This is a genomic window from Streptomyces sp. NPDC054813 (assembly GCF_053611365.1).
In genome coordinates, this window is sequence record NZ_JBSHAF010000004.1 from 492,609 (window position 1) to 511,022 (window position 18,414).

Annotated in this window: 15 protein-coding genes; 4 read left to right on the top strand and 11 right to left on the bottom strand. The window is 70.9% G+C overall.

Annotated elements, in window-relative coordinates:
- Positions 1-144 precede the first annotated feature (144 nt).
- Genes mmsA through iolC form a run of 5 tightly spaced genes read right to left on the bottom strand, consistent with a single transcriptional unit; the run spans position 145 to position 6,253 of the window.
- Positions 145-1,647: a CoA-acylating methylmalonate-semialdehyde dehydrogenase gene (gene mmsA / locus ACWGJB_RS10720; RefSeq protein WP_453379817.1), complete on the bottom strand. Its 1,503-nt coding sequence runs from the start codon at positions 1,645-1,647 to the stop codon at positions 145-147.
- A gap of 14 nt (positions 1,648-1,661) precedes the next feature.
- A complete protein-coding gene (gene iolD, locus ACWGJB_RS10725) occupies positions 1,662-3,539 on the bottom strand; it encodes a 3D-(3,5/4)-trihydroxycyclohexane-1,2-dione acylhydrolase (decyclizing) (protein WP_453379818.1) in 1,878 nt (625 codons plus the stop codon).
- Positions 3,536-4,360 carry a 5-deoxy-glucuronate isomerase gene (iolB, locus tag ACWGJB_RS10730; RefSeq protein ID WP_453379819.1) on the bottom strand — a complete coding sequence of 275 codons (825 nt, stop codon included), beginning with the start codon at positions 4,358-4,360 and terminating at the stop codon, positions 3,536-3,538. The genes iolD and iolB overlap by 4 nt, the downstream gene beginning before the upstream one ends.
- A 7-nt stretch (positions 4,361-4,367) precedes the next feature.
- Positions 4,368-5,243: a Cgl0159 family (beta/alpha)8-fold protein gene (locus tag ACWGJB_RS10735; RefSeq protein WP_453379868.1), complete on the bottom strand. Its 876-nt coding sequence runs from the start codon at positions 5,241-5,243 to the stop codon at positions 4,368-4,370.
- Between the two features lie 59 nt (positions 5,244-5,302).
- Entirely contained in the window at positions 5,303-6,253 is a 951-nt protein-coding gene (gene iolC / locus ACWGJB_RS10740; protein WP_453379820.1) for a 5-dehydro-2-deoxygluconokinase, read from the bottom strand.
- A 389-nt stretch (positions 6,254-6,642) separates the two neighbouring features.
- Here iolC and ACWGJB_RS10745 point away from each other — a divergent pair, with 389 nt between their 5' ends.
- Entirely contained in the window at positions 6,643-6,843 is a 201-nt protein-coding gene (locus ACWGJB_RS10745) for a helix-turn-helix transcriptional regulator (protein ID WP_453379821.1), read from the top strand.
- Between the two features lie 19 nt (positions 6,844-6,862).
- Here ACWGJB_RS10745 and ACWGJB_RS10750 read toward each other — a convergent pair whose 3' ends face one another.
- The gene (locus ACWGJB_RS10750) at positions 6,863-7,906 is read right to left on the bottom strand and encodes a zinc-binding dehydrogenase (protein ID WP_453379822.1); all 1,044 of its coding nucleotides are present in this window, start codon (positions 7,904-7,906) and stop codon (positions 6,863-6,865) included.
- A gap of 373 nt (positions 7,907-8,279) precedes the next feature.
- Here ACWGJB_RS10750 and ACWGJB_RS10755 point away from each other — a divergent pair, with 373 nt between their 5' ends.
- From ACWGJB_RS10755 to ACWGJB_RS10765, 3 genes are all read left to right on the top strand, one after another.
- The gene (locus ACWGJB_RS10755) at positions 8,280-9,230 is read left to right on the top strand and encodes a PrsW family intramembrane metalloprotease (RefSeq protein ID WP_453379823.1); all 951 of its coding nucleotides are present in this window, start codon (positions 8,280-8,282) and stop codon (positions 9,228-9,230) included.
- Positions 9,231-9,303: 73 nt separating this feature from the next.
- Positions 9,304-9,543, top strand: coding sequence for a heavy-metal-associated domain-containing protein (locus ACWGJB_RS10760; protein WP_453379824.1), 240 nt, complete (start codon positions 9,304-9,306; stop codon positions 9,541-9,543).
- 139 nt (positions 9,544-9,682) lie between these two features.
- Positions 9,683-11,962 carry a heavy metal translocating P-type ATPase gene (locus ACWGJB_RS10765; RefSeq protein WP_453379825.1) on the top strand — a complete coding sequence of 760 codons (2,280 nt, stop codon included), beginning with the start codon at positions 9,683-9,685 and terminating at the stop codon, positions 11,960-11,962.
- Between the two features lie 651 nt (positions 11,963-12,613).
- On the opposite strand, the gene ACWGJB_RS10770 is transcribed toward ACWGJB_RS10765, so the two are convergent.
- The 5 genes from ACWGJB_RS10770 to ACWGJB_RS10790 form a co-directional block, all read right to left on the bottom strand.
- A complete protein-coding gene (locus ACWGJB_RS10770; RefSeq protein ID WP_351690840.1) occupies positions 12,614-13,903 on the bottom strand; it encodes a citrate synthase in 1,290 nt (429 codons plus the stop codon).
- Positions 13,904-14,141: 238 nt separating this feature from the next.
- Complete coding sequence (gene recD2 / locus ACWGJB_RS10775) at positions 14,142-16,400, bottom strand: SF1B family DNA helicase RecD2 (protein WP_453379826.1); 2,259 nt, start codon at positions 16,398-16,400, stop codon at positions 14,142-14,144.
- Positions 16,401-16,448: 48 nt separating this feature from the next.
- Positions 16,449-16,994, bottom strand: a complete 546-nt coding sequence (locus ACWGJB_RS10780) for a hypothetical protein (protein WP_453379827.1) — start codon at positions 16,992-16,994, stop codon at positions 16,449-16,451.
- A gap of 212 nt (positions 16,995-17,206) precedes the next feature.
- Positions 17,207-18,058: a methyltransferase domain-containing protein gene (locus tag ACWGJB_RS10785; RefSeq protein ID WP_453379828.1), complete on the bottom strand. Its 852-nt coding sequence runs from the start codon at positions 18,056-18,058 to the stop codon at positions 17,207-17,209.
- A gap of 167 nt (positions 18,059-18,225) precedes the next feature.
- Positions 18,226-18,411 carry a DUF397 domain-containing protein gene (locus ACWGJB_RS10790; protein WP_453379829.1) on the bottom strand — a complete coding sequence of 62 codons (186 nt, stop codon included), beginning with the start codon at positions 18,409-18,411 and terminating at the stop codon, positions 18,226-18,228.
- Positions 18,412-18,414: the final 3 nt, after the last annotated feature.

The following is an 18,414-nucleotide window of genomic DNA, read 5'->3' on the forward strand; positions in this document are numbered from 1 at the left end:
TGTAATTTTTTCATATATCAACATTCAATCTATCTTAATACAACACATACACACCCCCCCACACACCCCCCCCCACCCCAAAAAAAAAAAAGAGCCGGGCGCCCCACTACCCCCCCCCCCCTCGACAGGGTCAGTCGGTCACTCTCAGTGGTTGCGCGGGAAGCCCAGGTCGACACCGGCCGGGGCCTCGGACGGGTCGGGCCAGCGGGTGGTGACGACCTTGCCGCGGGTGTAGAAGTGTGTGCCGTCGTTGCCGTAGATGTGGTGGTCGCCGAAGAGCGAGTCCTTCCAGCCGCCGAAGCTGTGGTAGCCGACGGGGACCGGGATCGGGACGTTCACGCCGACCATGCCGGCCTCGATCTCGAGCTGGAAGCGGCGGGCGGCGCCGCCGTCCCGGGTGAAGATCGCGGTGCCGTTGCCGAACGGCGAGGCGTTGATGAGGGCCACACCGTCTTCGTAGGTGTCCACGCGCAGCACGCACAGCACCGGGCCGAAGATCTCGTCCTGGTAGGCCTTCGCGGACGTGGGCACCTTGTCCAGCAGCGAGATGCCGATCCAGTGGCCGTCCTCGAAGCCGTCGACGGTGTAGCCGGTGCCGTCCAGGACGACCTCGCAGCCCTCGGCGGCCGCGCCCTCGACGTAGGAGGCCACCTTGTCGCGGTGGACCGCCGTGATCAGCGGGCCCATCTCGGAGGCGGGGTCGTTGCCGGGGCCGATCTTGATCTTCTCGGCGCGCTCGCGGATCTTCGCCACCAGCTCGTCGCCGATGGAGCCGACCGCGACGACGGCCGAGATGGCCATGCAGCGCTCGCCCGCCGAGCCGTAGGCCGCGGAGACGGCCGCGTCGGCCGCCGCGTCCAGGTCGGCGTCCGGGAGGACCAGCATGTGGTTCTTGGCACCGCCCAGGGCCTGCACCCGCTTGTGGTTCGCCGAGGCGGTGGTGTGGATGTAGCGGGCGATGGGGGTCGAGCCGACGAAGGAGACGGCCTTGACGTCCGGGTGGTCCAGGAGACGGTCCACGGCCACCTTGTCGCCGTGCACGACGTTGAAGACGCCGTCCGGCAGGCCGGCCTCGGCCAGCAGCTCGGCGATCTTGATCGAGGCGGAGGGGTCCTTCTCGGACGGCTTCAGCACGAAGGTGTTGCCGGTCGCGATGGCGATCGGGAACATCCACATCGGGACCATCGCCGGGAAGTTGAACGGCGTGATGCCCGCGACCACGCCCAGCGGCTGGCGGATCGAGGAGACGTCCACGCGGCTGGCGACCTGCGTCGACAGCTCGCCCTTCAGCTGCACGTTGATCCCGCACGCCAGGTCCACGATCTCCAGGCCGCGGGCGACCTCGCCCAGCGCGTCCGAGTGCACCTTGCCGTGCTCGGCGGTGATCAGCTCGGCGATCGCGTCGCGGTTCGCGTCCAGCAGGGCGCGGAAGCGGAACAGGATCTCCGTGCGCTTGGCCAGCGAGGACTGGCCCCAGGTCGCATACGCGTCCTTCGCGGCGGCCACCGCCGCGTCGACCTCGTCGACCGAGGCGAACGCGACCTTGGTGGTGACGGCGCCGGTCGCCGGGTCGGTGACCGGCCCGTACGTGCCCGACGCGCCTTCGACGGTCTTGCCGCCGATCCAGTGGTTGACGATCTTCGTCATGACCGGTTACTCCTTCACAGATGGCGGCGTCGGGTCGAGACGTGCCGTTCGTACAGCTCACGTGCCTTGACCGCGGACGCTCGGGTCGCGGTCTCGGCCACAGGTACATCCCACCAGGCCTGCGCGGGAGGCGGGCCCGACACAGTGTCGGCCGTTTCGGTCTCCACGTAGACACATGTGGGAGTGTCGGCGGCCCGCGCCTCGGCGAGCGCCGAGCGCAGGTCACGGACGGTCTTGGCGCGCAGGACGCGCATGCCGAGGCTGGCCGCGTTGGCGGCCAGGTCGACGGGGAGCGGGGCGCCGGTGAAGGTGCCGTCCGCCGAGGGGAAGCGGTAGGCGGTGCCGAACCGCTCGCCGCCCACCGACTCGGAGAGTCCGCCGATGGAGGCGTAGCCGTGGTTCTGCACGAGCAGCACCTTGATGGCTATCCCCTCCTGTACGGCGGTGACTATCTCGGTCGGCATCATCAGATACGTGCCGTCGCCGACCAGCGCCCAGACGTTCCGCTCGGGCGCCGCGAGTTTCACCCCGATGGCGGCCGGGATCTCGTAGCCCATGCACGAGTAGCCGTACTCCAGGTGGTACTGGTCCCGCGACCGGGTCCGCCACATCCGGTGCAGGTCACCGGGGAGCGAGCCGGCCGCGTTGACCAGGACGTCCGTCTCGTCGACGAGCGCGTCCAGGGCGCCGAGGACCTGCGGCTGGGTCGGCCGGATGTCCGGCTCCTCGGCCTCGTAGCAGGCGTCGACGCGCTGTTCCCAGCGCTCCTTGTCCTCGGTGTACTCGGTGACGTAGGAGTCGGCCACACGGTGGCCGTGCATCGCCAGCGCCTCGGTCAGTTCGGCGAGGCCGCCGCGGGCGTCGGCGATCAGGGGCAGACCGGCGAGCTTGTGGCCGTCGAAGGGCGCGATGTTGAGGTTGAGGAAGCGGACGTCCGGGTTCTCGAAGAGGGTGCCGGAGGCCGTGGTGAAGTCGGTGTAGCGGGTGCCGACGCCGATCACCAGGTCGGCGGTGCGGGCGAGTTCGTCGGCGGTGGCGGTGCCGGTGTGGCCGACGCCCCCGACGTCCTGCGGGTGGTCCCAGCGCAGCGAGCCCTTGCCGGCCTGGGTGGACGCGACCGGGATGCGGGTGGCCTCGGCGAACTCGGCGAGGACGGCTTCGGCGCGGCTGTGGTGGACCCCGCCGCCCGCGATGACCAGGGGGCGCCCGGCGCTCCTGATCGCCCTTACGGCGGCGGCGAGTTCGACCGGGTCGGCGCCCGGCCGTCGTACCGTCCACACCCGCTCCGCGAAGAACTCCTCGGGCCAGTCGTACGCCTCGGCCTGGACGTCCTGCGGGAGCGCCAGCGTCACGGCGCCGGTGTCGACGGGGTCGGTGAGCACGCGCATGGCGTGCAGGGCCGACGGGATCAGCTGCTCGGGGCGGGTGATCCGGTCGAAGAACCTCGACACCGGGCGCAGGGTGTCGTTGACCGACACGTCGGCGGCGTGCGGGACTTCGAGCTGCTGGAGGACCGGGTCGGCGGGGCGGGTCGCGAAGACGTCGCCGGGCAGCAGCAGCACCGGGAGGTGGTTGATCGTCGCGAGGGCGGCGCCGGTGACCAGGTTGGTGGCGCCGGGGCCGATGGAGGTGGTGACGGCGTGCGTGGCGAGACGGTTCGACTGACGCGCGTAGCCGACGGCCGCTTGCACCATGGCCTGTTCGTTGCGGCCCTGGTGGTACGGCATCTCGTCCGCGTGCTCCAGGAGTGCCTGGCCGAGGCCGGCCACGTTGCCGTGGCCGAAGATGCCCCAGGTGGCGCCGATCAGGCGGCGTCGCTCGCCGTCCCGTTCGGTGTACTGGGCGGCGAGGAAGCGGACAAGCGCTTGCGCGACGGTGAGCCGTATCGTCATCGATACCCCTCTGCGCTTTCTACGTGGGCCGGGTGGAAGCAGATCCGCCACTCCCGCGTCTCACCCGGCCCCGCCATGACGTTCAGGTAGTACATGTCGTGCCCGGGCTGCGCGATCGACGGGCCGTGCCATCCGTCGGGGACCAGCACGACGTCGCCGGAGCGGACCTCGGCGAGGACGTCCGTACCGCCCTCACGGGAGGGGAATACGCGCTGATAGCCGAAACCGTTCGGTCCGTCGATCTCGAAGTAGTAGATCTCCTCCAGCTCCGACTCCTCGCCGGGCCGGTGCTCGTCGTGCTTGTGCGACGGGTACGAGGACCAGTTGCCGCCGGGGGTGATCACCTCGACGGCGATGAGCTTGTCGCAGTCGAAGGCGTCCGCGGAGGCGAAGTTGCGCACCCGGCGGGCGCTGGTGCCGCTGCCGCGGTCTTCGACGGGGACCTCCGGCGCGGGGCCGTAGCGGGCGGGGAGTCGTCGCTCGCACTTCGCTCCTGCCAGGGCGAAGCGGCCTCCCGCGCCGGAGGCGATCTGGACCTGGGTGTCCCGGGGCACGTAGACGAAGTCGGAGACTCCGGCGAACACGCTCTCCCGGCCCAGGATCTGGAACTCTGTTCCCTCTGTTCGCACCGTACAACCGCCTTGCAGCGGAAGCACGATCCACTCACTGTCCCCGGTGGTGAACAAGTGGCTGCCACCAGGCGGCAGTTCGACGATCCGGAGGCTGCTGTGCGCCCAGCCGGCCCGCTTCGGGTCGACGTCGAGCACGTACTGTGCGTTCGCGGTCGAACCCTTGCTCAGGTGCAGCTCGTTCGTCGTCATCAGGGCCTCACAGCAGTCCTACGGCGGTGTCCACGGCGGCGGCCACGTCGCCGTCCGCCGGGTACAGCAGCGAGCGGCCGACCACCAGGCCGCGCACGGTGGGGAGTTGGAGGGCGCTGCGCCACTTCTCGTACGCACCGTCCTGGTCATCGCCCACTTCGCCGCCCAGGAGCACGGCGGGCAGCGTGGACGTCTCCATGACCTGGGCCATGTCGTCGGGGTTGTCGGTGACCGGCACCTTGAGCCAGGTGTAGGCCGAACTCCCGCCGAGGCCGGAGGCGATGGCGATCGACCGGGTGACCGCCTCGGCGGACAGGTCGTTCCTGACCTTGCCCTCGGGGGTGCGGCTGCTGATGAACGGCTCGACGAAGACCGGCAGTCGGCGTGCGGCCATTTCGTCGATGGCGCGGGCGGTGGACTCCAGGGTGGTCAGCGAGCCCGGGTCGTCGTAGTCGATCCGCAGCAGCAGCTTGCCGGCGTCGAACCCGAGGCGCTGTATGTCCTCGGCGCGGTGGCCGGTGAACCGGTCGTCGAGCTCGAAGCGGGCGCCCTGCAGTCCGCCGCGGTTCATCGAGCCCATGACGACCTTGCCGTCGAGGACGCCGAGCAGCAGCAGGTCGTCGAGGATGTCGGCGGTGGCGAGGACGCCGTCGACGCCGGGCCGGGACAGCGCCAGGCAGAGCCGCTCCAGCAGTTCCGCCCGGTTGGCCATGGCGAGCCTGTCGCCGCCCACACCGAGGGCGCCGCGGGCCGGGTGGTCGGCGGCGACGATCATCAGCCTGCCGTCCTCGTCGAGGAGCGGACGGCGGCTTCGTCGCGCGGCCGCCTCGGCGATGGCCTCGGGGTGGTGGGTGCGGGTGTGCACGAGGGCCGCGATGTCCACGCCCGGCTGCTTGGCGGGGGCTGCGCCGACGTGGTGCGCGCCCGCGACGCGGCCGGCCCTCACAGCACCGCTCCGGCGGCGAGCGCGGCCGCGATCTCTTCGCCGGTCGGCATGGCGGAGGAGCACTCCAGGCGGGAGGCCACGATGGCGCCGGCCGCGTTGGCGTGCCGCATGATCTTCTCCAGGTCCCAGCCTTCGAGGAGGCCGTGGCAGAGGGAACCGCCGAAGGCGTCACCGGCGCCGAGTCCGTTGAGGACGTTGACGGGCAGCGGCGGCACCTCGGCGCAGTCGCCGTCACGGTTGACGGCGAGGACGCCCTTGGGCCCCTGCTTGACGACGGCGATCTCGACACCGGCGTCGAGCAGGGCCTGCGCGGCGGCCTGCGGCTCCCGCACGCCGGTCGCCACCTCGACCTCTTCGAGGTTGCCGACGGCGACGGTGGTGTGCTTGAGGGCCTCGGCGTAGAAGGGGCGGGCCGACTCCGGGTCGTTCCAGAACATCGGCCGCCAGTCGAGGTCGAAGACGGTGGTCCCGGCCTTGGCGCGGTGGGCGAGGGCCGCGAGGGTCGCCGTACGGCTGGGCTCCTCGCTCAGGCCGGTGCCGGTGACCCAGAAGATCCGGGCGTCCCGGACGGCGTCGAGGTCCAGGTCGTGGGCGTCGATCTCCAGGTCCGGGGCCTTGGGCTGCCGGTAGAAGTACAGCGGGAAGTCGTCCGGCGGGAAGACCTCGCAGAAGGTGACCGGGGTGTTCAGTCCGGGCACGGCGGTGACCCAGCGGTCGTCCACCCCGAAGTCGCGCAGCGCCTCGTGCAGGTAGCTGCCGAAGGCGTCCTGCCCGGTGCGGCTGATGACGGCGGTGTTCCGGCCCAGGCGGGCGGCGGCCACGGCCACGTTCGTCGCCGACCCGCCGAGGAACTTGCCGAAGGACGACACCTGGGCGAGCGGGACACCGGTCTGGAGCGGATAGAGATCCACCCCGATCCGCCCCATGGTGATCAGGTCGTACGCCATCGGTTTCCCTTCGTCACGGCTCTCCCCCGGTTTGTAGTCCTGGACAGGAGGTCGTGTCAATGGTTTGTCCGGACATTCGGACGAGACGATGCCGACAGGCCGGATCCGGGGCGGCGGGTGCGGGCCCGCCCACACCGGCCCACACATGTCAACGCGCCCCGCTGACACGCTGACGCGCGCCTATGCCCCAGCTGTGTCACAAACACCCCTGTTGTGTCACACATGTCGCGCCTACGCGGGTTGTCGGTCACACCAGGCCCACAGCCGCTTGCCCACAGTCACTCTCCGTCGTTGACCGGGCACAGGCTTTGTGATCGCCAGCGCAGCGCCCGGCTCCCCCGACGACCGCCTCCGGTCGCCCCCGCGGTGCGCGCAGGGAGGTGCATCTCATGACCGACCGACGGCTCTGGTCCTACAAGGAGATCGCGGCACACATCCGGGTGCAGCCCGACACCGTCCGCTCCTACCGCAAACACGGGCTCCTCCCGCCACCCGACCACGTCGAGGGCGGCAAGCCCTACTGGTACGCCGACACGGTCCGCGCCTGGGTCGCCTCCCGGCCGGGCAACAGAAACCGCGGAGACGCCTGAACCGCGGCCGGCGGGGCGTTCAGGCCCACGGCTCGATGACCGTCACCCCGGCCCCCCGTGCCCCGCCCATCGCCGCCAGGGCCTGCGGGGCCGCGTCCAGGGTGATCGTCGAGGTCACCAGGAGGTCGGGGCGGAGGGTGCCCGCGCGGACCAGTTCGAGCATGGCGGGGTAGGCGTGCGCCGCCATGCCGTGGCTGCCGAGGAGTTCCAGTTCCAGGGCGAGCGCGCGGGCCAGGGGTACGGGGGTGGTGCCGTCCGGGGACGGCAGCAGGCCCACCTGGACGTGCCGGCCGCGGCGGCGCAGGGAGTTGACCGAGGCGGCGGCGGTGGGCGGTGAACCGAGGGCGTCCAGGGAGAGGTGGCTGCCGCCGGCGGTCAGCTCGCGGACCGTCGCCGCCGGGTCGTCGCCGGCCCCCGCGTCCACGCAGTGCGCCGCGCCGAACCTCCTTGCCAGGTCCAGGGCTTGGGGCGACACGTCGACCGCGACCACCCGCGCTCCGGCCGCCGCCGCGATCATCACCGCCGACAGGCCCACGCCTCCGCAGCCGTACACCGACACCCACTCCCCCGCCGCGACCCTGCCCCGCTGCACCACCGCGCGGAACGCCGTCGCGAACCGGCAGCCCAGGGAGGCGGCCGTCGCGTACGACATGCCCTCCGGGATCGCCACCAGGTTCACGTCGGCGTGGTCCAGGGCCACGTACTGGGCGAAGGAGCCCCAGTGCGTGAAGCCGGGCTGGGTCTGGCGTTCGCAGACCTGCTGGTCGCCGGCCGCGCAGGACGGGCAGCCGCCGCAGGCGCAGACGAAGGGGACGGTGACCCGGTCGCCGGGGCGCCGGCCGGTCACCGCGGCGCCGGTCTCCTCGACCACACCGGCGAGTTCATGGCCGGGCACGTGCGGAAGCGTGATGTCCGGGTCGTGCCCCGCCCAGCCGTGCCAGTCGCTCCGGCACAGGCCGGTGGCCTCGACCCGGACCACCACTCCGTGCGGCGCCGGGCGGGGGTCCGGCACGTCCCGTACCTCGGCGGGGCTGCCGTAGTGGTCGAAGACGACTGCTCGCATGCGCGCGTGCTCCTTCCGGGGGCTCTGCGAAGGCTAAGCGGCACGAGGGCCGCGGTGCAGCACCGGTACCGGCCCTCCGCGGCCGGTCGCCGCCGTGGCCGGCGGTGGCGGAACGGCGGCCGCGGGGCCCTCGGTGCGCGGTGGAACCGGCTGCCGGCGCGTCCGTGCGCGCGGCGGACCCCCCGCCCGGCCTTTCACCGAATCCACGCCGTGCGGGGCACCGCCCGGGCCGGGATGGCTCCCCACCCCCTCTCCGGACTGCGACATTCGGCGCATATGCCTAGAGTGCGGGTAATCGCCTCACTCCAGTTCCGCCAGCCCCGATCCGCCACGCGCCGCTCGCGCCCGCAGGAGCACCCAGAGGGACCCCGCCGTGACCCACTCTCCGTCGCCCCGTCGGCCGCAGGCCCGTATCCCCGGTCCGCAGCAGCCGCCACCGCCGTACCCCCGTATCCGCACCGGCCTGTGGAAGCGCTGCCTCGGCGGCGGGCTGGCCCTGTGGGCGCTGACCGCGGTGGTGACGTACGCGACGAAGAACACCACGCTGCTGCCGACGCTCATCCTGCTCGGCAGCTTCCTCGTCCCGGTCGCCTTCGTGCTGTGGGCGTACGAGCGGCACGGCCGTGACCTCGGCGTCAGCGCGATCCTCGGCTGCTTCCTGACCGGCGGCACGCTCGGGGTGCTGGGCGCCTCGGTGATGGAGTCCTACCTCGTCCGCCCCTCCTGGGGGATGTTCGTCGCCGTCGGCCTGATCGAGGAGGCGGTGAAGCTCGGCGCGCTGATGTTCGTGCTGCGCCGGCTGCCCGGGATCCGGGGCATGCGGGCCGGGCTGGTGCTCGGCGCCGCCGTCGGCTTCGGCTTCGCGGCCCTGGAGAGCGCCGGCTACGCCTTCAACGCGGCGGTCTCCACCGAGGGCATCGACCTGCGGGCGCTGATCGAGACGGAGATCCTGCGCGGGGTACTGGCCCCCTTCGGGCACGGCCTGTGGACGGCGATCGCCGGCGGGGTCCTGCTCTCCTGCCGCCGCCCGAACGGCCGCTTCCGCCTCACCACCCCGGTCGTGGGCACCTACCTCGGTGTCGCCCTGCTGCACGCCCTGTGGGACTCCACGCACGGCATCGCGATCTGGCTGGTGGCACAGCTGGCGGGCACCGGACTGGACCGGCGGTTGTTCGCCGAGGGGTACATCCCGCGCCCCACGGCCGCACAGGAGCACCTCTTCACACTGTTCTCGGTCGGTCTGCTGGTGCTCGTCTCGCTGCTCGGCATCGCCTGGGTGCGCTCGCTGGCACGCCGGGAGCCCTCTTGGAGAAATACCCCCTAGGGGTATAGTGTCAAAACAGTGGGGTTCCCTCGCGGGCCCCACCGGCCCCACACGCCTCCACGAGGAGAACGACATGACCGCCCAGACCGACACCCAGGATTCCGTGACCGCCGTCTACAAGGTGACCGGCATGAGCTGCGGACACTGCGAGGGTTCCGTCTCCGCCGAGATCTCCGAGCTGCCCGGCGTCAGCTCGGTGCAGGCCGTCGCGTCCAGCGGTGAGGTCACGGTCGTCTCCGCGGGCCCGCTCGACGAGGAGGCGGTCCGCGCCGCCGTCGACGAGGCGGGCTTCGAACTCGCCGGCCGGGTCTGACCTCGTCGAAGCCGCGGCCGGTACCCGCAACACGCGCAGCACCCGCAGTACGTACGACGGAAACGTATCTCTCCGCCGGGCCGTGCCGACCAGCTGATACTGGCTCCGTGCGGTCCGGTCCGTTGTCTGGAGTCCGGACATGACCAGCACCACCACCGCAGAGACACAGATAGCCGAGCCGGCCCCCGGCCCGACGGCCGAGGTCGAGCTGATCATCGGCGGGATGACCTGCGCCTCCTGCGCGGCCCGGGTCGAGAAGAAGCTCAACCGCATGGACGGCGTCACCGCCACGGTGAACTACGCGACCGAGAAGGCGAAGGTCACATACCCCGGGGGGGTCCAGGTCGCCGACCTGATCGCCACGGTCGTGAAGACCGGGTACACCGCCGAGCAGCCCGCACCCCCGGAGCCGGCTGACGAACCGGAACCGCAGGCCCGGCCCGAGCGGGATCCCGAACTCGCCGCGCTCCGCCATCGCCTGCTCGTCTCCGCCCTGCTGGCCGCGCCGGTGGTGCTGCTCGCCATGGTTCCGGCGTGGCAGTTCGACAACTGGCAGTGGCTGTCCCTGACGCTCGCCGCTCCGGTCGTCGTCTGGGGCGGCCTGCCGTTCCACCGGGCCGCCTGGACCAACGCCCGGCACGGCGCGGCCACCATGGACACCCTGGTCTCGGTCGGCACGCTGGCCGCGTTCGGCTGGTCGCTGTGGGCGCTGTTCTTCGGTGACGCGGGCATGGCCGGCATGCACGACGAGTTCCGGTTCACCGTCTCCCGGGCGGACGGCGGCATGGGGGGCGCGTCCTCGATCTACCTCGAAGTCGCCTCCGGGGTCGTCGCGCTGATCCTGCTCGGCCGCTATCTGGAGGCCCGCTCCAAGCGGCGCGCGGGGGCGGCCCTGCGGGCGCTGATGGAGCTGGGCGCCAAGGACGTGGCGGTGCTGCGGGCCGGACGTGAGGTCCGGGTCCCGGTGGCATCGCTGGCGGTCGGCGACCGGTTCGTCGTACGGCCCGGGGAGAAGATCGCGACCGACGGGACCGTGGTCGAGGGCGCCTCGGCGGTGGACGCGTCGATGCTGACCGGCGAGTCGGTGCCGGTGGACGTGACCGTGGGCGACGCCGTCACGGGCGCGACCGTCAACGCGGGCGGGCGGCTGGTCGTCGAGGCCGGCCGGGTCGGGGCCGACACCCAGCTCGCGCGGATGGCACGGCTGGTGGAGGACGCGCAGAACGGCAAGGCCGAGGTGCAGCGGCTCGCCGACCGGATCTCCGCCGTCTTCGTGCCCGTGGTCATCCTGATCGCGCTCGCGACCTTCGGGGTCTGGCTCGGTGTCACCGGTGACACGGCCGCCGCGTTCACGGCCGCCGTCGCCGTGCTGATCATCGCCTGCCCGTGCGCCCTGGGCCTGGCCACGCCGACCGCGCTGATGGTCGGCACCGGGCGGGGCGCGCAGCTCGGCATCCTCATCAAGGGCCCGGAGGTGCTGGAGTCCACCCGCCGGGTCGACACCGTCGTGCTCGACAAGACCGGGACGGTGACCACCGGGCGGATGAGCCTCCAGGAGGTGTACGTCGCCGACGGCGCCGACAAGGACGAGGTGCTGCGGCTCGCGGGCGCCCTCGAACACGCCTCGGAGCATCCGGTGGCGCGGGCGATCGCCGCGGGGGCCGAGGAGCGGGTCGGGGCCCTGCCTGCGGCCGAACACTTCGAGAACGTACCCGGTCGGGGCGTACGCGGGCGCGTGGACGGCCGTGAGGTGGCCGTGGGGCGCCTCTTCGACGCCGTACCGCAGGAGTTGACCGCCGCCCGCTCCCGGGCCGAGGAGGAGGGCCGTACGGCCGTCCTGGCCGGCTGGGGCGGTGAGGCCCGCGCCGTTCTCGCCCTCGCGGACACGGTCAAGGCGACCAGCGCCGAGGCGGTACGCGAACTGCGGGACCTCGGGCTGACGCCGGTGCTGCTGACCGGGGACAACCGGGCGGTGGCCGAGGCGGTCGCCCGGGCGGTCGGGATCGACGCCCAGGACGTGATCGCCGAGGTGCTGCCCGAGGAGAAGGTCGACGTCGTACGACGGCTGCAGCGCGAGGGACGCACGGTCGCCATGGTCGGCGACGGCGTCAACGACGCGGCCGCACTGGCCGCCGCCGACCTGGGTCTGGCGATGGGCACGGGGGCGGACGCGGCGATCGAGGCCGGCGACCTGACCCTCGTCCGCGGCGACCTGCGGGTGGCGGCGGACGCGATCCGGCTCTCCCGGCGGACCCTGGCCACCATCAAGGGCAACCTCGTGTGGGCCTTCGGCTACAACGTGGCCGCGCTCCCACTGGCCGCCGCCGGACTGCTCAATCCGATGATCGCGGGCGCCACGATGGCCTTCTCGTCCGTGTTCGTGGTGACCAACAGCCTGCGGCTGCGCACCTTCCGCTGAAAGTTACCGCCGGTTCGCGGCAGCGGATGCAGAAGTCCCCCTGGAGTCCAACGCGCACCTCACATAAGCTCTTCACAAGGCTCGCGCATCATCCTTACGCTTGAGCTCCGATCGCCGTATCGGGGCTCTTGCGTATCTAACGGACATATGCAAGAGACGCAGATCACAGTGATGCGAACGTAACCATCGAAGGGGTTCGAAGGTCTAAGTTGGCGATGTCAGACCAGCGTCTTGGGGGGCGCTGACCTGGCATCTGGGGATGTCTTGGGGGACTTCCTCAGAGATGCGTTGCCGGGACACGTACGACGGGAAGCTTTGAGCGGCCCTCCCGTGCGGTACGGGTCCCGGCAGACCGCACCGCATCACTGGAGTACGACATGTAGTACGGCGAGTTCTGCTCGTTGTGCTCAAAGCAGCGAATTCAGGCGCTGCCATACCGAGCGCCCGGCCGGATCCCGTGGGGGGAATCCGCACCGGGACACGGGAAGGCGCCCTGGTCGCCGGCCCGTGGGGGGACCGGCGCTCCAGGGCGCCTTCTGCTGTGCGCGTGCGGTTTTCAGCCGTGACCGTACGGTTTCCGCCGCGTTCCGCTGTGTCCGTGCGGCGGGGGCACCGATGACGGCGGCGCCCCCTGACCGGTGACGGCTGGTGTCAGCGCTCCTCGACCGGCACGAAGTCGCGCTCGACGACACCCGTGTAGATCTGGCGCGGGCGGCCGATGCGGGAACCCGGCTCCTTGATCATTTCCTGCCACTGGGCGATCCAGCCCGGCAGCCGGCCGAGGGCGAACAGGACCGTGAACATCTCGGTCGGGAAGCCCATCGCGCGGTAGATCAGGCCGGTGTAGAAGTCGACGTTCGGGTAGAGGTTGCGCGAGACGAAGTAGTCGTCGGAGAGCGCGTGCTCCTCCAGCTTCAGCGCGATGTCCAGCAGCTCGTCGGACTTGCCGAGGGCGGAGAGGACGTCGTGCGCGGCGGACTTGATGATCTTGGCGCGCGGGTCGAAGGACTTGTAGACCCGGTGGCCGAAGCCCATCAGGCGGACGCCGTCCTCCTTGTTCTTCACCTTGCGGATGAAGGAGTCGACGTCACCGCCGTTGGCCTGGATGCCCTCCAGCATCTCCAGCACGGACTGGTTGGCGCCACCGTGCAGCGGGCCCCACAGGGCGGAGATGCCGGCCGAGATCGACGCGAACATGTTCGCCTGCGACGAGCCGACCAGGCGGACCGTCGACGTCGAACAGTTCTGCTCGTGGTCGGCGTGCAGGATCAGCAGCTTGTCCAGCGCCGAGACGACGACCGGGTCCAGCTCGTAGTCCTGCGCCGGCACCGAGAACGTCATGCGCAGGAAGTTCTCCACGTAGGAGAGGTCGTTGCGCGGGTAGACGAACGGGTGGCCCACCGACTTCTTGTACGCGTACGCGGCGATCGTCGGAAGCTTGGCGAGCAGCCGGATGGTGGAGAGGTCGCGCTGCTTCGCGTCGAACGGGTTGTGGCTGTCCTGGTAGAAGGTGGACAGCGCCGACACCACCGACGACAGCATGGCCATCGGGTGGGCGTCGCGCGGGAAGCCCCGGTAGAAGTTCTTGACGTCCTCGTGCAGCAGGGTGTGCCGCGTGATCTCGTTCTTGAACGTGGTCAGCTCATCCACGGTCGGCAGCTCACCGTTGATCAGCAGGTACGCCACCTCAAGGAAGGTGGAGCGCTCCGCCAGCTGCTCGATCGGGTAGCCGCGGTACCGAAGGATGCCCGCCTCACCGTCGAGGTAGGTAATGGCGGATTTGTAGGCGGCAGTGTTGCCGTACCCGCTGTCCAGGGTCACCAGACCGGTCTGGGCGCGGAGCTTCCCGATGTCGAAGCCCTTGTCGCCGACGGTGCTGTCGACCACCGGGTAGGTGTACTCGCCGTCGCCGTACCGCAGTACTACAGAGTTGTCGCTCACGTCTTCCCTCACCGACGTAGTGCCTCATCTTCGAGGTGCCCTGACTGTCTCTACCATCCCCCATTTGGCTCAGGAGAGTGCACTCGGGGTCGGCCATTAGGCCCATCGACGGCACTCAGTGCCGCCAATCTGCTCATCCTGCCCCCTTGTCTCGCCATCTGGAAGTGCTCTGTGACCTTCACGACTCATTTGATCGATCATTTTTCGTGATGGTCCCCGGCGCGTCACCTATGCGCCCCTATGAGCCGCCGCGGAGCCGGAAGTCCAGTGCCGTACAGCGCCGTCCTGCCGACACCGTGCGCACCGCCTGACCGATCGCCTTGCGTGAACCGACGAGCACGACCAGCTGCTTGGCCCGGGTGACCGCCGTGTAGAGGAGGTTCCGTTGGAGCATCATCCAGGCACCGGTGGTGACCGGGATCACCACGGCGGGATATTCACTTCCCTGTGAACGGTGGATGGTCACCGCGTAGGCGTGGGCCAGTTCGTCCAGTTCGTCGAACTCGTACGGAACCTCCTCGTCCTCGTCGGTCAGCACCGTGAGGCGCTGGTCGACCGGGTCGAGCGAGGTGACCACGCCCACGGTGCCGTTGAAGACACCGTTCTTGCCCTTCTCGTAATTGTTGCGGATCTGGGTGACCTTGTCGCCGACCCGGAAGACCCGCCCGCCGAACCGCTTCTCGGCGAGGTCGGGACGGCCGGGCGTGATGGCCTGCTGCAACAGACCGTTGAGCGCGCCCGCGCCCGCCGGTCCCCGGTGCATGGGCGCGAGCACCTGCACGTCGCGCCGCGGATCGAGCCCGAACCTGGCCGGGATGCGGCGGGCGGCGACGTCGACGGTGAGCCGCCCGGCCTCCTCCGTCTCGTCCTCCACGAACAGGAAGAAGTCCTTCATCCCCTCGGTGACGGGGGTCTGCCCCGCGTTGATCCGGTGCGCGTTGGTCACCACCCCCGACTGCTGCGCCTGCCGGAAGACCCGGGTGAGACGGACGGCGGGGAGCGGACCGCCCTCGGCGAGCAGGTCCCGGAGCACCTCCCCCGCCCCGACGCTGGGCAGTTGGTCGACGTCACCGACGAACAGCAGGTGCGCACCGGGCGGTACGGCCTTCACCAGCTTGTTGGCGAGGAGCAGATCCAGCATCGACGCCTCGTCGACCACCACCAGGTCGGCGTCCAGCGGCCGGTCCCGGTCGTAGGCCGCGTCACCGCCGGGCTTCAGCTCCAGCAGACGGTGCACGGTCGACGCGTCCGCGCCGGTCAGCTCGGCGAGCCGCTTGGCGGCACGGCCGGTCGGGGCGGCGAGCACCACCTTGGCCCGCCTGGCCCGCGCCAGCTCCACGATCGACCTGACGGTGAACGACTTGCCGCATCCCGGGCCGCCGGTCAGCACGGCGACCTTCGCCGTCAACGCCAGCTTGACGGCGGCCTCCTGCTCGGGGGCGAGGTCGGTGCCGGTGCGGTCCTTCAGCCAGGCGAGCGCCTTGTCCCAGGCGACGTCCTTGAACGACGGCATCCGGTCGTCGCCGGTGCGCAGCAGCCGCAACAGCTGGGAGGCGAGCGCCACTTCGGCGCGGTGGAAGGGAACGAGGTAGACGGCGGTGACGGGTTCGGCGTCGGGGGCGGGCCCGGGCAGCTTCTCCCGTACGACGCCGGGGTCCTCCCCGTCCTCGGGCGGCGCGGCCAGTTCGGCGAGACAGTCGATGACGAGCCCGGTGTCGACCTGGAGCAGCTTGACCGCGTCGGCGATCAGCCGCTCCTCGGGGAGGTAGCAGTGCCCCTGGTCGGCGGACTGCGACAGGGCGTACTGCAACCCCGCCTTCACCCGCTCCGGGCTGTCATGGGGAATCCCCACGGACTGGGCGATCTTGTCGGCGGTGAGGAACCCGATGCCCCAGACGTCGGCGGCGAGCCGGTAGGGCTGGTTCTTCACGACGGAGATCGAGGCGTCGCCGTACTTCTTGTAGATGCGGACCGCGATGGACGTGGACACCTCGACGGTCTGGAGGAAGAGCATGACCTCCTTGATCGCCTTCTGCTCCTCCCACGCGTCGGCGATCTTCCTGGTCCGCTTCGGCCCGAGCCCCGGCACCTCGATGAGCCGCTTCGGCTCCTCCTCGATGATCCGGAGGGTGTCCACGCCGAAGTGCTGGGTGATCCGGTCGGCGAACACCGGCCCGATCCCCTTGACCAGCCCGGACCCCAGATAGCGTCGTATGCCCTGGACGGTGGCCGGCAGCACGGTGGTGTAGTTCTCCACGGTGAACTGCTTGCCGTACTGGGGGTGCGACCCCCAGCGCCCCTCCATCCGCAGCGACTCCCCCACCTGCGCGCCGAGCAGCGCGCCGACGACGGTGAGGAGGTCGCCGGCACCTCTGCCGGTGTCGACACGGGCGACCGTGTACCCGTTCTCCTCGTTGGCGTAGGTGATCCGTTCGAGCACGCCTTCGACGGTGGCGAGCCGTCGTTCGCCGGTGGGGGTCCCCGTCTGCTGAGCCATGAACCGACGGTACCGGTGGGGACTGACAGGGGCGGCGGCCGCCGGTGGTTACGCGTGGGCGCTGATCACACCGCCGGCGCTGAGGACGATGTAGACACGGTCCACCTCGACACCGGCGTCGCGCTCGTTCGCGTCCAGGGTGGCGGACACGCCGCCGGCGTCGCCGAGGATCCGGGCACGGTAGTGGCCCTCACCGGTCTTGGTGACCTTGGCCGTCCAGCCGCCCATGAGCCGGAAGGTGCCCGGTCCCTCGTGTCCGCCGCCCATCCAGGACTGCACCCGGCCGTCCGGCGTGAGCACGATGAACATGTCGTTGGCGTCGAGCCCGGCGTCGTGGCGGTTCGCCTCCATCGTGGCCAGCACGTCACCGCGGTGGACCATCTTGAGCCGGTAGTGCCGGGCACCGAGCTTGTGGATCTCGGCCTTGCTGCCGTCGGGCAGGGGCTGGGTGCGGACGGGGGATGCCGCCTTGGATGCCGCGGCGACGGTGGCGTCGCCCCCGCTGTGGAAGGCGGTCAGCGACAGTGCCGCCGCGGCGACGACGGCCAGCAGGCCGGCGGAACGGACGGTACGGCGGGCACGGTTGGTGGTCATGATGAAAGCTCCCCATGGGCTGTCGGAACGCGGCGCCTCTGCTCCCGCAGGGCGAACCGACCGCGTCGGCTGTTTCGTGACACCCCATGAGATGGCGCCGGGACAGGCGTCGTTCACCCGGGTCTGTCCGCATTCGGTAACAGGGCGACCGGGTGCGGGCACACGCGCGTGCCCGCACTTCGTCGGTCAGCGGGCGCATGCGACCGTCGTGGTCACCGAGGCCGATAGGCGGTGGCCAGTACGGAGACGGTGACCCGGTCGGGCAGGAGGCCGTCCCCGGTCAGGTCCGCACCGCTCACATGTCGCGCGCTCGGCGTCATACCCACCAGGTCCAGCGCCTGCCGCCCGGACAGGACCACGGGGTACTCGACCCGCTCCGTGACGACGGCCTCGAAGCAGGGGGCCAGCGCCCGGTGCAGGCGCTGCTCCTTGGCCGGGTCGACGGTGATCGTTCCGGGCACCCGGCCGTACACCTCGGCCAGGTGCCGCACGGTGGGACGGACCACGATCAGCCGGCCGGCCGGCCGGAGTACCCGGTGGAACTCGGCCGGATTGCGCGGGGCGAACACGTCGAGCACCACGTCGGCCGCCCCGTCGGCGAGCGGGAAGCAACGGAAGACGTCCCAGGCCACCGCGGCGCCCCGCTCGTGGGCCCGGGCCGCCGAGCGCAGCGCGCGCACCGACGTGTCCAGGCCCAGACCGTGGGCACCGGGCAACTGGTCCAGAACACCGGCCAGGTAGTAGCCCGTTCCGCACCCGACGTCCACGACCGCGCCCCGCCGAGGGGCCGAATCGGCCGCCAGGCGGGCAACGGCCTGCCGGATGCGGGCGTACCCGCCGGTGGCCAGGAAGCGGTCCCGGGCCCGGACCATGGCACCGTCGTCGCCGCTGGTGGCCCGGCCGCCCGTCAGGAGGCCGGCATAGCCGTGCCGGGCGATGTCGAAGGCATGGCCCGCCGCACAGCGCAGTGCGCCGGGTTCAGGATGCAGACGGCGCACGCGGCACGCCGGGCAGCGCAACAGGTCGAGGAAGAGTCCGAGGGCAGGGGGAAGCAACACGGGCACGAGGCACTCCTGGCAGAGCCGAAGGGAAGGGACCGTGCCTGCACGCGCGTACGGAGACCGGCGCAACAGGCACACCAAGGAGGGCGACGCCGTCCGGCCTCGCCCTCAGCGCCTTCCGATCACAGGAAGCAGCAGTGCGGGGTGCTCATGAATGCCACGCCGGAAGTTTACGGGTGGGGGTGCTTCTTCAGGGCGCCGAGGAAGGCGGTGAAGGCGAGGGTGGGGAAGGTGAGGGTGGCTCGGGCGGGGGCCTTCGAGTCGCGAACGGCTGTGTGGGTGGGTGACTTCGCTATCTCCACACAGGCGTTGCCGTCGTCGGGGCCTGAGTAGGACGACTTCCGCCAGTTGTCCATGGG

Bases quoted from the DNA above. Each gene is read 5' to 3' on its own strand.
- mmsA (WP_453379817.1), bottom strand. From the start codon at position 1,647: ATGACGAAGATCGTCAACCACTGGATCGGCGGCAAGACCGTCGAAGGC.
- iolD (WP_453379818.1), bottom strand. From the start codon at position 3,539: ATGACGATACGGCTCACCGTCGCGCAAGCGCTTGTCCGCTTCCTCGCC.
- iolB (WP_453379819.1), bottom strand. From the start codon at position 4,360: ATGACGACGAACGAGCTGCACCTGAGCAAGGGTTCGACCGCGAACGCA.
- iolC (WP_453379820.1), bottom strand. From the start codon at position 6,253: ATGGCGTACGACCTGATCACCATGGGGCGGATCGGGGTGGATCTCTAT.
- ACWGJB_RS10745 (WP_453379821.1), top strand. From the start codon at position 6,643: ATGACCGACCGACGGCTCTGGTCCTACAAGGAGATCGCGGCACACATC.
- ACWGJB_RS10750 (WP_453379822.1), bottom strand. From the start codon at position 7,906: ATGCGAGCAGTCGTCTTCGACCACTACGGCAGCCCCGCCGAGGTACGG.
- ACWGJB_RS10760 (WP_453379824.1), top strand. From the start codon at position 9,304: ATGACCGCCCAGACCGACACCCAGGATTCCGTGACCGCCGTCTACAAG.
- ACWGJB_RS10765 (WP_453379825.1), top strand. From the start codon at position 9,683: ATGACCAGCACCACCACCGCAGAGACACAGATAGCCGAGCCGGCCCCC.
- recD2 (WP_453379826.1), bottom strand. From the start codon at position 16,400: ATGGCTCAGCAGACGGGGACCCCCACCGGCGAACGACGGCTCGCCACC.
- ACWGJB_RS10780 (WP_453379827.1), bottom strand. From the start codon at position 16,994: ATGACCACCAACCGTGCCCGCCGTACCGTCCGTTCCGCCGGCCTGCTG.
- ACWGJB_RS10790 (WP_453379829.1), bottom strand. From the start codon at position 18,411: ATGGACAACTGGCGGAAGTCGTCCTACTCAGGCCCCGACGACGGCAAC.